The organism is Achromobacter pulmonis, assembly GCF_021733725.1.
GTDB classification, from domain to species: domain Bacteria; phylum Pseudomonadota; class Gammaproteobacteria; order Burkholderiales; family Burkholderiaceae_B; genus Achromobacter; species Achromobacter pulmonis.
The window spans coordinates 2762387-2774683 of sequence record NZ_JAIFOT010000001.1 but is presented as its reverse complement, the minus strand read 5'-3'; the positions used below and the strand labels follow the sequence as shown (position 1 = coordinate 2774683).

General features: G+C 69.5%; 13 protein-coding genes. 9 read left to right on the top strand and 4 right to left on the bottom strand.

Going from position 1 to position 12297, the window contains the following annotated elements; translation table 11 throughout:
* Positions 1-53 precede the first annotated feature (53 nt).
* The 3 genes from K2W61_RS12730 to K2W61_RS12720 form a co-directional block, all read right to left on the bottom strand.
* On the bottom strand, positions 54-533 hold the full coding sequence (locus K2W61_RS12730; RefSeq protein WP_175132311.1) for a VOC family protein: 480 nt from the start codon (positions 531-533) through the stop codon (positions 54-56).
* Between the two features lie 127 nt (positions 534-660).
* Positions 661-1551, bottom strand: a complete 891-nt coding sequence (gene dmeF / locus K2W61_RS12725) for a CDF family Co(II)/Ni(II) efflux transporter DmeF (RefSeq protein ID WP_236755767.1) — start codon at positions 1549-1551, stop codon at positions 661-663.
* Positions 1552-1605: 54 nt separating this feature from the next.
* Positions 1606-1878, bottom strand: coding sequence for a metal/formaldehyde-sensitive transcriptional repressor (locus tag K2W61_RS12720; RefSeq protein ID WP_175132309.1), 273 nt, complete (start codon positions 1876-1878; stop codon positions 1606-1608).
* Positions 1879-2193: 315 nt separating this feature from the next.
* Here K2W61_RS12720 and K2W61_RS12715 point away from each other — a divergent pair, with 315 nt between their 5' ends.
* The 8 genes from K2W61_RS12715 (at position 2194) to K2W61_RS12680 (ending at position 10280) form a co-directional block, all read left to right on the top strand.
* Positions 2194-3384, top strand: a complete 1191-nt coding sequence (locus tag K2W61_RS12715; RefSeq protein WP_175140460.1) for an MFS transporter — start codon at positions 2194-2196, stop codon at positions 3382-3384.
* A 17-nt stretch (positions 3385-3401) separates the two neighbouring features.
* Positions 3402-5117: an ABC transporter ATP-binding protein gene (locus K2W61_RS12710; RefSeq protein WP_272909445.1), complete on the top strand. Its 1716-nt coding sequence runs from the start codon at positions 3402-3404 to the stop codon at positions 5115-5117.
* Entirely contained in the window at positions 5114-6856 is a 1743-nt protein-coding gene (locus tag K2W61_RS12705) for an ABC transporter ATP-binding protein (protein ID WP_236755766.1), read from the top strand. The genes K2W61_RS12710 and K2W61_RS12705 overlap by 4 nt, the downstream gene beginning before the upstream one ends.
* A gap of 133 nt (positions 6857-6989) precedes the next feature.
* Entirely contained in the window at positions 6990-7316 is a 327-nt protein-coding gene (locus K2W61_RS12700; RefSeq protein ID WP_175132306.1) for an ArsR/SmtB family transcription factor, read from the top strand.
* Between the two features lie 14 nt (positions 7317-7330).
* A complete protein-coding gene (locus tag K2W61_RS12695; protein ID WP_236755764.1) occupies positions 7331-7831 on the top strand; it encodes an arsenate reductase ArsC in 501 nt (166 codons plus the stop codon).
* A 3-nt stretch (positions 7832-7834) separates the two neighbouring features.
* Positions 7835-8914, top strand: coding sequence for an ACR3 family arsenite efflux transporter (gene arsB, locus K2W61_RS12690; RefSeq protein WP_236755762.1), 1080 nt, complete (start codon positions 7835-7837; stop codon positions 8912-8914).
* A gap of 35 nt (positions 8915-8949) precedes the next feature.
* Entirely contained in the window at positions 8950-9663 is a 714-nt protein-coding gene (gene arsH / locus K2W61_RS12685) for an arsenical resistance protein ArsH (protein WP_272909291.1), read from the top strand.
* 140 nt (positions 9664-9803) lie between these two features.
* A complete protein-coding gene (locus K2W61_RS12680) occupies positions 9804-10280 on the top strand; it encodes a hypothetical protein (protein ID WP_236755760.1) in 477 nt (158 codons plus the stop codon).
* Between the two features lie 18 nt (positions 10281-10298).
* On the opposite strand, the gene dsbG is transcribed toward K2W61_RS12680, so the two are convergent.
* Positions 10299-11069, bottom strand: a complete 771-nt coding sequence (gene dsbG / locus K2W61_RS12675; RefSeq protein ID WP_175132301.1) for a thiol:disulfide interchange protein DsbG — start codon at positions 11067-11069, stop codon at positions 10299-10301.
* Positions 11070-11377: 308 nt separating this feature from the next.
* Here dsbG and K2W61_RS12670 point away from each other — a divergent pair, with 308 nt between their 5' ends.
* Positions 11378-12289, top strand: a complete 912-nt coding sequence (locus K2W61_RS12670) for a DMT family transporter (RefSeq protein WP_236755759.1) — start codon at positions 11378-11380, stop codon at positions 12287-12289.
* Positions 12290-12297 lie beyond the last annotated feature (8 nt).

Sequence of the window (12297 nt, the reverse complement as noted above, 5' to 3'; positions counted from 1 at the left end):
CAAGGCGGGCGCCTTGCGGCGCCCGGGAAACGGAGACAAGCGGCCCGCCGCGTTCAGCCGCGCAGCGCCGCCTCGATGCCGGCCACGTCGATCTTGCCCATCTGCATCATGGCCTCGAAGGCGCGCTTGGCGGCGGCGCGGTCTGGCGACACCAGCGCCTCGGTCAGCACGCGCGGCGTGATCTGCCACGACAAGCCCCATTTGTCCTGGCACCAGCCGCAGACGTTTTCCGAGCCGCCATTGGCGACGATCGCGTTCCAAAGACGGTCGGTCTCGGCCTGGTCGTCGGTGGCGATCTGGAACGAGAACGCCTGGTTGTGCTGGATGCCAGGGCCGCCATTCAGGCCCAGACAGGGAATGCCGGCCACGGTGAATTCCACCGTCAGCACGTCGCCCTGCGTGCCCGACGGATAGTCGGCAGGCGCGTGCATCACGCGGCCCACAGCGCTGTCCGGAAAGGTCTGCGCATAAAAACGCGCCGCTTCCAGGGCGTCGCGGTCGTACCAGAGGCAAATGGTGTTCTTGCTGATCATCTTCGGTCTCCTGCGATGAGGTACACGAAACACGCGCGCGCCCGGCCCCGAAGGCCCGGCATCCCGCGCGCGCGATGCCGCCGGTCGAGCATAACGCCACCCGCCTGCCGAGTCCGTTACGAGGCGTTCACGGCGCGGCCTGGGTTTCCACCGTCAAATGCGACAGGCCGGCGATATGCGCCAGCTTGGCCTTGTAGAACGCGCTGTCGCGCGGATGGCGCGTCACCAGCGACACGATCGCCGCATAGTGGCCAGGCCCGATCTGCCACACATGCAGGTCGGCGATCTCGCCGTCGCCGGCGTCCAGCGCCCGTTCGATGTCGCGGCGCATCCGGCCGCTCTGCGGCGCGGCGTCCAACAGCACGGTGCCCGCGTCACGGATCAGGCCCCAGGACCAGCGGGCGATGACCAGCGCGCCGACCACGCCCATCGCCGGATCGGCCCATAGCCAGCCATAACTGCGGCCCAGCAGCAGCGCCGCGATGGCCAGCACCGAGGTCATGGCGTCGGCCAGCACGTGGATGTAGGCCGAGCGCAGGTTGTTGTCGTGACCCTGTCCATGCGAATGCCCGTGGTCGTCCTTCAGCAACCAAGCCGATGCCAGGTTCACCAGCAGCCCCACCACGGCGATGGCGATGGCCTGGTCAAAGCGGATGGGCACGGGATCGACCAGGCGCGTCACGCTTTCCCAGCCGATGATCAGCGCGATCAGGGCCAGCACGATGGCACTGGCGAATCCCGCCAGTTCGCCCAGCTTGCCGGTGCCGAACGTGAAGCGCGGATTGCGCGCGTGGCGGCGCGCGTAACCATAGGCCAGGGCAGTGATCAGCATCGCGCCGGCATGCGTCGACATGTGCCAGCCATCGGCCACCAGCGCCATCGATCCGTAGAGATGGCCTGCGACGATCTCGACGGCCATCATGCCCGCCGTCAGGGCGATGACCCACCACACCCGGCGCTCGTTGCGCCGATGATCCTGGCCGAGAAAGACGTGTTCATGGGTCGTGGGGGTATTCATGGACTTGCTCCTGCGCGCGGGACGTTGCGCCGGCGGCCCGATGCCGGCCGACCGCTATTTCATGTAGGCCCGGATGACATCCATCATTTCCTGCGCCGCTTGCGCGCGCCCGGCCTCGCTGGGCGCATGCACGACGTGTTCGTCCAGGTGCCCCTGCATGACCTCCGCGGTCAGGCCACTGAGCGCGCCCCGCGCCGACGCCAGCTGGCGCAACACCTCGCCGCAAGCGGCCTCGGCCTCGAGCGCGCGTTCGATCCCATCGAGCTGGCCGCGGATGCGGCGCACGCGGGCGATGAGTTTTTCTTTCTGGCGGATGGTATGAGCCATGGTCGGCGCGCGGAAATATAGTGTAGGGGACTATATTATAAAGGCCATCCCGGCGGTGCAGTACCCCTACCTCCCTCCCCGAAAAGCGGACCAAGGGCGGCGCTCATGAAAGACGTTTCATGCAAGGTTCATCCGATTCAGGCTGACATGACCGGAATCGGGTAGAAATAATAATTCAAATCATTATCATCAACAGATAGCCGGCATGCGGTCCCGGCTTGCCGCGCGCGCCTTGCGCAAGCCCTCCCCCGCGCCGCACACCCGAAATCCGCCGGTTCGGAATCCGCCTGTCCATTTGTCCGGAGAAATCTCGCCGTGCCATCCCGCCGCGCCTGGGCCTTGCTTGCCAGCCTCTACAGCACCCAGTTCCTGGGGCTGATGTTCTTCGTCATCGCCATGGTGGCCATCCTGCGCGAGGGCGGGGCCAGCCTGGATACCATTGGCCTGGTCTACCTGATGGGCATGGCCTGGCCGCTCAAGGCGCTGTACGCCCCCTGGATCGACCGCCATGCCACCGGCCTGCGCGGCCATTACCGCGGCTGGCTGCTGGTGACCCAGGGCGGGCTGGCGCTGTGCCTGGCCCTGATCGGCATGCTCGACCTGCGCGCCGACTTCACCGCGATCTACCTGCTGTGCTGGGCCACCGCGCTGCTCTCGGGCGCGCAAGACGTCGCGCTGGATGGCCTGGCCTGCCGGCTGCTGGACAGCCCGGCCGACCGCGGCCTGGGCAATGGCCTGCAGATCGCCGGCGGCCTGATCGGCAACCTGGTCGGCGGCGGCATGATGCTGATGCTGTATCCGCGGCTCGGCTGGGGCGGCTGCTGCCTGCTGCTGGCCGCGCTCACGGCGATGTCGTGGGTTCAACTGCTGGGCTACCGCGAACCGCAATGGCCCCGCAGCGCCGGACCCGCCGGCCATGCGCGCCTGCTGGCCTTCTGGCGCGGGCCGCAGCGCAAGCGCTGGCTGCTGTTGCTGGTGCTCTATCCGGCTTCCGCGTCGCTGGGCTACGCGGTCATCATGCCCGCGCTGATCGACACCGGCTGGTCGCTCGCCGACATCGGCCTGGTGCTCAACGTGGTGGGCGCCAGCGCCGGCCTGCTCGTGGCGCTGGCCTACGGCCGCCTGCTGAAACGCTGGTCGCGGCGCGGCGCCACGCTTTCGGCGGCCCTGCTGCAGGTGGTGGGCATCGCCGGCCTGGCGCTGCCGGCCATGGCCTGGGGCTCGCACGCCAGCGCGGGCGTGGCCGTGGTGCTGTACTACATGCTGTACACCCCGGCCGCCACGGTGCTGTGCACGCTGATCATGGATCAGTCCTCGCCGCAGAGCCCCGCCACCGACTACACGCTGCAGATGAGCGTGAGCCATTTCTTCTCGATGCTGCTGACGTCGGCCGGCACCATGCTGGCGGGCCGCATCGGCTACGGCGGCGTGGTCGGCGCGGCGGTCGCGCTGGCCGTGCTGGCGCTGCTCGCCGCCGCGCGCTGGATCCCCAGGGAGGCGGTATGAACAAGCCTTGGGAAATCATGCGGCCGGTACGCGGCCAGATCCGACTGGCCATGGGACTGGCCGTGGCCGGCGTGCTGTGCAGCCTGGGCAGCCTGGGCTGCCTGGCGCTGGCCATGCGCGACCTGCTGCGGTCCCCGGCCACCTATCCCTGGCCCGCGTTCGCGGGCGCGCTGCTCTGCGCCCTGCTGGCGTGCTTCCTGCGGCTGCAGGCCTTCAACCAGTCGCACTACGCCGCCTTCCGTCTCGAAGTGATCCTGCGCAACGACCTGGTCCGGCACCTGGCGCGGCTGTCCTTCGGTGAATTGCAGGCGCTGGGCAGCGGGCCGCTGGCCAAGGTGGTGCAGAACGACGTGCAGGCGCTGCATGTGTTCGTGGCCGACAGCACGCCGCTGTTCGCCCGCGCCTACGCCATGCCGGTGTTCAGCGCAGTGCTGCTGTTCGCGCTGGACTGGCGCATGGCGCTGGCCGCCGTGGGCGTGCTGGCAGTGGGCGCCGGCGGGCTGTCGCTGGCGATGCGCGGCCGCGAAGTCATGACGCGGCGCTACCACCAGGCGCGCGAACAGGTCAGCGCCGCGGTGATCGAGTACGTGCAGGCGATGCCGGTGGTGCGCACGTTCGATACCGGCCAGACCACCTTCGGCCGCTACCATCGCGCCCTGGAGCGCTACCTGGCCATGCTGACCGACTGGTATCGCGGCGCCAGCTTCAGCTCGCGCTTCGCGATCGCCGTGCTGGGGCCGCTGCCGACACTGGCGGCACTGCTGTGGCTGGGCGCCTGGTGGACGGCGCAGGGCCAGCTCGATTTCCCCATCTGGCTGGCGCTGCTGCTGTTCGGCATGGGCATGGCCGAAGCCATGTTCCCGATGATGTCGCTGGCCCACATGATCGACCAGGCCAAGCTGAGCGTGGCGCGCATCCAGCAGGTGCTGGCGATCACACCGCTGCCGCCGGCGCGCGCGCCGCAGCGGCGGCCGGCCGACGCCAGCGTGTGCTTCGAGGACGTGCGCTTCGGCTATGGCGGCAATACCGCGTTGGATGGCCTGAGCTTCACCGCGCGCGCCGGCCAGGTGACGGCGCTGGTCGGCCGCTCCGGCGCCGGCAAGAGCACCGTGGCGCGGCTGATCGCGCGCTTCTGGGACATCGACGCAGGACGCCTGCTGATCGGCGGCGTCGACGTGCGCGACCTGGAACGCGAAACGCTGTTCGAGCAGGTGGCCTTCGTGTTCCAGGACAGCTTCCTGTTCTCCGGCAGCGTGGCCGAGAACATCGCCATGGGGCGCCCAGACGCCCACCCCGACGAGATCGAGGCCGCCGCCCGGGCCGCGCAGGCGCATGACTTCATCCTGGCGTTGCCCGACGGCTACGCCACCGTGCTGCGCGAAGGCGGCAAGGACCTGTCCGGCGGCCAGCGCCAGCGGCTGACGATCGCGCGCGCCGTGCTGATGAACCGCCCGATCCTGGTGCTGGACGAGGCCACCGCCGCCACCGATCCCGAGAACGAGCGCGCGGTCGGCGCGGCGCTGGCTGCGCTGATGCGCGGCAAGACCGTCATCATGGTGGCCCACCGCCTGGCCAGCATTCGCCACGCCGACCAGATCCTGGTGCTGGACCGGGGCCGGCTGGCCGAATCCGGCACGCACGACGCCCTGGTCGCGGCCGGCGGCCTCTATGCCCAACTGTGGCACAACCATCAACGCGCCCGTCGCTGGACTTTGGGGGAGCACCCATCATGAACACATCTCCCGCTCCCTGGCGCGACACCTATCGCCGCCTCCTGCGCAGCGCCGGCAGCCAGGCGGACCGCCTGCGCGCCAGCCTGTGCCTGCTGCTGCTGGCCGCGGCGTGCCAGGGCCTGTCGCTGGCCTGCATCGTACCCCTGTTCACGCAGGTGGCCGATGGCGGCCCCTGGTCCGCATCGTTGTCCTGGCTGGCGGCCTTCACCCTGCTGGCGGCAGCCGCCATCACCTTGCGCTGGCGCGCACAGGGCTTCGACTATCGCGGCCACATGGCGCGCGCCACGCACGAGCTGCGCGTGCTGCTGGGCGAACAACTGCGGCGCATGCCGCTGGAGGCCCTGCAGACCCATCGCACCGGCGGCATCGCCGCCAAGCTGCTGGGCGGCGTCGACGAGCAGATGAACTATGCGCTGACGTTGATCAACCTGATCCTGGCCGCCATCGTCACGCCGGCCACCGCAGCCGTGGCGCTGCTGGCCTGGGACTGGCGGCTGGGCGTGGCGCTGATGCTGGTGTTCCCGCTGATCGTGCCGCTCTACCGCTGGCGCCGGCCGGCGCTGGACCGCGGCCACGCGGCCGCCGGCCACGCCAACGAAGCCTTGAACGCCGAACTGCTGGAATACATGCAGGGGCTGCCCGTGTGCCTGGCGACGGGCCGGGCCGGCACTGCCAACGAACGCCTGCGCGCCGGCTTCGAGCAGATGGAGCAATTGCAGCGCGAGCACCATTCGCGCGGCGCCAAACCGTCGCTGATGGTGGCCGCCATCGTCGAATCCGGCATGCTGGCGATCCTGGGTTGCGGCATGCTCTGGGTCACGCAGGGCAGTCTGGCGCCCGCGGCGCTGGGCGCGGTGCTGGTGCTGGTGACGCGCTTTGCCGAGCCGCTGGCGACCTTCGTGAACTTCACCACGGTCCTGGCGCTGATCGAAGCCGCCCTGGCCCGCATCGAGGACGTGCGCGCGGTGGCGCCGCTACCGCAATGGCCCGCGCAGGCAGGCGTGGACGGGCCCGCCGGCATCCGCATCGAACACCTCGAATTCCGCTACGCCGGCGGCAGCGCGCCGGCCTTGCGCGATATCGACCTGGACCTGCCGGCGCGCGGCCTGACCGCGCTGGTGGGGCCGTCCGGCTCCGGCAAGACTACGCTGACGCGCCTGCTGATGCGGCACGCCGATCCGCAGCGCGGCGCCATCCGGATCGGCGGCGTGGACATCCGCAGCCTGCCGCCCGCCGGCCTGAACGACCTGATCTCGACCGTGTTCCAGGACGTGCATCTGTTCGATGACACCGTGCTCGGCAACATCGGCATGGCGCGGCCCGAGGCCAGCGAGGCCGAGGTGCGGGCGGCGGCGCGCGCGGCCCATTGCCTGGACTTCATCGAGCGCCTGCCGCAAGGCTGGCAGACGCGCCTGGGCGAGGCCGGCGGCAAGCTGTCGGGCGGAGAGCGGCAGCGCCTGTCGATCGCGCGCGCCATCCTGAAGAACGCGCCCATCGTGATCCTGGACGAGCCCACCGCCGCGCTCGACACCGAGAGCGAACTGGCGGTGCAGGCGGCCATCGATACCCTGGTCGCGGACCGCAGCGTCATCGTCATCGCCCATCGGCTGTCGACCATCGTCGCGGCCGACCGCATCCTGGTGTTCGAGGACGGCCGCATCACCCAGCAGGGCACGCACGCCGAATTGCTGGCGCGGCCGGGACGCTATCGGCAGATGTGGCAAGCGCAGCAGGGGTAACGCCGCCCCGCGCCGGCATCGATACGTCCGGTGCCGGCTCCTGGCGCGGGGCGGGCCCTCCAGCCAATGCCTGGGGCAGGCAGACCTCGGCATGACTTTCGCAATGATTCAATAATCGTTGTATTATTGAAAAATGAATGAAGATCATGCCGTCGCGGCGCTTGGCGCCCTCGCCCACCCCCAACGCTTGCGCACCTTCCGCGCGCTGGTCGTGGCCGGCCTGCCCGGCCTCACTCCCAGCGTGCTGGCCGAACAGCTCGGCGTGGCCCGCAACGCGCTGTCCTTCCACTTGAAGGCGTTGGCGCATGCCGGGTTGGTCACGGTCGAACAACAGGGCCGCAATCTGATCTACCGCGCGGACTATTCACGCATGAACGGACTGCTCGGCTATCTCACCGAACACTGCTGCCAGGGCGAACCCTGCGACGTCAACGTCCCCGGCGCCTGCGCCACCTGCTGAACTGGAGATCCCCCATGCCATCCCGTCCCTTCAACGTGCTGTTCCTTTGCACGGGCAATTCGGCCCGCTCGATCCTGGCCGAAGGCCTGCTCAACGGCCTGGCCGGCGGCCGCTTCCATGCGTACTCCGCCGGCAGCATGCCCAAGGGCGAGGTCCATCCGCTCGCGCTGGCAACGCTCGGCTCGTATTCGCTGCCGGTCGAGGGTTACCGCAGCAAGCGCTGGGATGAATTCGCCGCGCCCGGCGCGCCGGAGATGGACTTCATCATCACGGTCTGCGACAACGCCGCCGGCGAGGTCTGTCCCGTCTGGCCCGGCCATCCACTGACGGCGCACTGGGGCGTGCCGGACCCCGCAAGCCATGGCGGCGACGAGGCGCAACGGGCCAAGGCGTTCCACGACGCGGCGCGCATGCTCAAGCGCCGCATCGAACTGTTCCTGTCGTTGCCGCACGACAAGCTGGACGCCTTGTCGCTGCAGGCCGAACTACGCGGCATCGGCCACACACAGGAGTAACCCATGAGGTCGCAAACACAGCCGGCGTCCGCATCGCGGCGCGCGCCAGGGTTGAACCTGTTCGAGCGCTATCTCTCGCTGTGGGTCCTGCTCTGCATCGTGCTCGGCATCGCGCTCGGCCAAAGCCTGCCCGCGCTGTTCCAGGCCATTGGCCGGCTCGAGGTCGCGCGGGTCAATCTGCCGGTGGGGCTGCTGATCTGGGTCATGATCATCCCCATGCTGCTCAAGGTGGACTTCGCCGCCATGGGCGAGGTGGGACGGCACTGGCGCGGCATCGGCGTGACGCTGTTCATCAACTGGGCCGTCAAGCCGTTCTCCATGGCCCTGCTGGGCTGGCTGTTCATCCGCCACGTCTTCGCCGCCTGGCTGCCCGCCGATCAGCTCGACAGCTACATCGCCGGCCTGATCCTGCTGGCCGCCGCGCCCTGCACCGCCATGGTATTCGTGTGGAGCCGGCTGACCGGCGGCGACCCGGTGTTCACGCTGTCGCAGGTGGCGCTCAACGACACCATCATGGTGTTCGCCTTTGCCCCGCTGGTAGGGCTGCTGCTGGGCCTGTCGGCCATCACGGTGCCGTGGGACACGCTGCTGGTGTCGGTCGGCCTGTACATCGTGATCCCGGTGCTCCTGGCGCAACTGTGGCGGCGCGCGCTGCTGCAGCGCGGGCCGTCGGCGTTCGACGCGGCGCTGACGCGCATCGGGCCGTTCTCGATGGCGGCGCTGCTGCTGACGCTGGTGTTGCTGTTCGCCTTCCAGGGCGAGGCCATCCTGCGCCAGCCGCTGGTGATCGCCATGCTGGCGGTGCCGATCCTGATCCAGGTGCTGTTCAACTCCGGACTGGCGTACTGGCTCAACCGCCGCGTGGGCGAGCGCCACAGCATCGCCTGCCCGTCGGCATTGATCGGCGCGTCCAACTTCTTCGAGCTCGCGGTGGCGGCCGCCATCAGCCTGTTCGGCTTCCAGTCGGGCGCGGCGCTGGCGACCGTGGTGGGCGTGCTGATCGAGGTGCCGGTGATGCTGCTGGTGGTGCGCATCGTCAACCGCAGCAAGGGCTGGTACGACGCCGGCCTCGCGCGCCGTTGACCCCGCCCCTGGCTCACCTTGTCCGGAGACATTCCTTGACCGACCTGCCCAACCTCGATGCCACCCTGTTCGCGCGGCCGGATGCCGCCGCGCTGTTTGCGCCCGTCCGCGCCCGCCACGCGCCGCGCTTCCTGCTGCTGTATGGCTCGCTGCGCGAGCGCTCCTACAGCCGGCTGGCCGCCGAGGAAGCCGCGCGCCTGCTGCGGGCCCTGGGCGGCGACACCCGCCTGTTCAATCCGACCGGCCTGCCGCTGGTCGACGCGCCGGGCAGCGAGCGCCATCCGAAAGTGCGCGAGCTGCATGAACTGGTGCAATGGGCGGAGGGCATGGTCTGGAGTTCACCGGAACGCCACGGCGCCATGACCGGCCTGATGAAAACGCAGATCGACTGGATCCCGCTGTCGGTGGGCGCGGTGCGCCCGACCCAGGGCAAGACGCTGGCCGTCATGCAAGTGTCCGGCGGTTCGCAGTCCTTCAACGCGGTCAATCAGATGCGCATCCTGGGACGTTGGATGCGCATGCTGACCATTCCCAACCAGTCGTCGGTGGCCAAGGCGTACCAGGAATTCGACGAGGCCGGCCGCATGAAGCCGTCGCCGTACTACGACCGCATCGTCGACGTGGTCGAGGAACTGATGAAGTTCACCCTGCTCACGCGCGACGTGTCGCCGTACCTGACGGATCGCTACAGCGAACGCAAGGAAAGCGCGCAGGCGCTGTCGGCGCGGCTGCGGCAAGCGTCGATCTGACGCGCCGGCGACGCGCGGCTGCCCGTGGCGCCTCTCCCTTGCTGGCCCCGGGCATTCTGAACCCGCGCCGGCAAGACCGGCAACCGACCCGCGCCGCCCGGCGCAATAAAATCACCGGATCCGTCGTTCAAGCCGCCGCCATGACACACCCGCCCGAACCCTACCTGCCCCGCCGCATCGAACCGCTAGGCAACTGGCAATTCACCGCCCACGCCATCAAGGCCTACGCCATCCACCACGACGCGCGCCATGCGGCGCCATTGCTCGATGCGGCCGCCGTCGCGGCCGCGCGGGAGGCCGTCGGCGCCGTGCTGGATGAGCACGCGCGGGACGCGCGCGGCCATGGCCTGGGCTTCTGCATGGTGCACGTGGGCCAGGAGGCCGTATGGCTGCTGGTGGACTGGTGGATCACGGGCGGCATTGCCTGCCAGCGCATGCTGTCGGCGCCGCTGGCGCGGCCTGGCGACTACACGCCGGTGCAGGCGCCGGCGCTGGCGTGTGTCTGGGAACTGGTGGTCACCGCACACGAGCGCGATGCCTGGGTACGGCACATGCTGACCGCCGCGCCAGCGCCCCAGGCTTATCTCGGCGACGTCCTGCCGGCCGGCAGCTACTGAGGGCCGGCCGCGAACGCGTCAGCGCGGCCCGAACACCTGGTCCAGTTCGCTGGCTTGCGGCATGCCTTTGTACTTTTTCAGCGCGCCGGCATCGTCGCGCACGATGATGCCCGGCGTGCCGCGAAAGCCCAGCGACACCATCAACGCCTGGTTGGCGTCGAGCTGCCTGCCGATGTCCTCCGGCACGCGCTCGGCCGGCGTGATGCCGCCGCGGTCGAACTTGTGCTCGTTCTCCAGCAGCGCAGCGGAGGGATCGGCCGCGCCCAGGATGGCGGCGGCCTTGGCCGGGCTGTCCTGGCGGATGACGCCCACCATCACGTGGCGCAGTTGCACCTTGCCGGCATCGACCCACGGCCGCGCCGCTTCCCAGAATTTGTGGCAATAGGGGCAGTTGGCGTCGCTGAAGGTGTAGATGATGCGCGGCGCGTCCTTGCGGCCATCGCGCACCCAGGTCGATTTCTCGAGCTGGGCCCAGGCCTGGTCGCCCATCGGCTTGCTGACCAGGGTCTCGATCGTGGCATCGTCCAGCGGCTTGCCCTGGGCATCCAGGCGGGCGCCGATGATCGCGTTGCCGTCGCGGGTCACGTAGATCGCCACGGGTTGGTCGCCGGCCACGCCGGCGAAGGCGCGCAGGTCGCCGTCGATTTTGAATTCCTGCACCACGCGCAGGCCGCGCGCCTCCAGCGCCTTGAGCACGGCGGGGCGATCCGGGGCGGCCTGGGTGCCGGCGGCGGCCAGCATGGCCATCAGAGCGAAGAGGAAGCGGCTGGGCGCATGCGAACGGATCATGGGTACTCCTGGTGCTTTGCTGGACAGTGCCAAAGGCGCCAATCATACCGGCAGCAGTGACATCCACGCGTACAGGCTACGGATCCGCCCGGCCGGAAGCAAGCGCCGCGCATGCAATCCCGTGTTCGTACGAGGCGGTCGCCTGGTGGTGTACCGCTTGAACCCGGGTTCGACGTGGCGCTCGATGCCGGCCGGGGCGATGGCCGGCTAAAATTCCGCCTGCGATCGGTCGGCCCACGCCGTCCCGACGCCCTCCCCTTGCCCCGTCGCGCGTCGCGCGACCCTTGCCGCCAGGCCTAGAACGACACATGAAAAACACATTGATGGCCACGCACCTGCGCCTGGTCGGCATGGCGGCGCTATGGGGCGCGTCGTGGTCCTGGGGCAAAGTCGTGGCCCAGTCGATGGCGCCGCTGGCCGCGGCCAGCCTGCGGTTCCTGTTCGCCAGCGTGGCGCTGCTGTTGTGGATGCATCGCGCCTCGGCGCTGCGCGACCTGAAGAAGCTGACCCGCAACCAGTGGCTCGGCCTGACCGCCGCCGCCCTGGCGGGCGTGTTCGGTTACTCCAGCTTTTTCATGCTGAGCCTGCAACTGGTGCCGGCCGGCCGCGCCGCCATTGTGGTGACGCTCAATCCAGGCGCCACGCTGTTGCTGGCCGCGCTGCTTTTCCGCGAGCGCCTGAACCCCGCCATCCTGACGGGCATGGTGCTGTCGGCCATCGGCGCCTACATCGCGATCAGCGGCGGCTCGGGCGCCACCCTGCCCGGCGCGCTCGGCGTCGGTGAACTGCTGCTGCTCGGCTGCGTGGCCTGCTGGGTGGCCTATACCCTGATCGGGCGGTTGGTGCTCAAGGGCGTGGACGCGCTGACCACCACCACGGTCACCACCGTGATCGGCGCATCGATGCTGTTGCTGGCGAGCCTCGCCTTCGAGGGCAGCGCAGCCTGGCGGGCGCTGGGCGACGCGCCGCTGAATGCCTGGATCAGCGTGCTGGCGCTGGCCTTCGGCGCCACCGCTATCGCCTACGCCTGGTACTTCGAAGGCGTCAAGGCGCTGGGCGCCGGCGCCGCTTCCGGCTACATCACGCTGGTGCCCGTGTTCGGCGTGCTGTTCTCCAGCCTGTGGCTCGGCGAGCCCACGCCCGGCAGCCTGTTCATCGGCGCCGCGCTCGCCATCTCGGGCATGGCGCTGATGCACTTCGGGCGGCGCCGGGCCGGCTGAAACGGGCC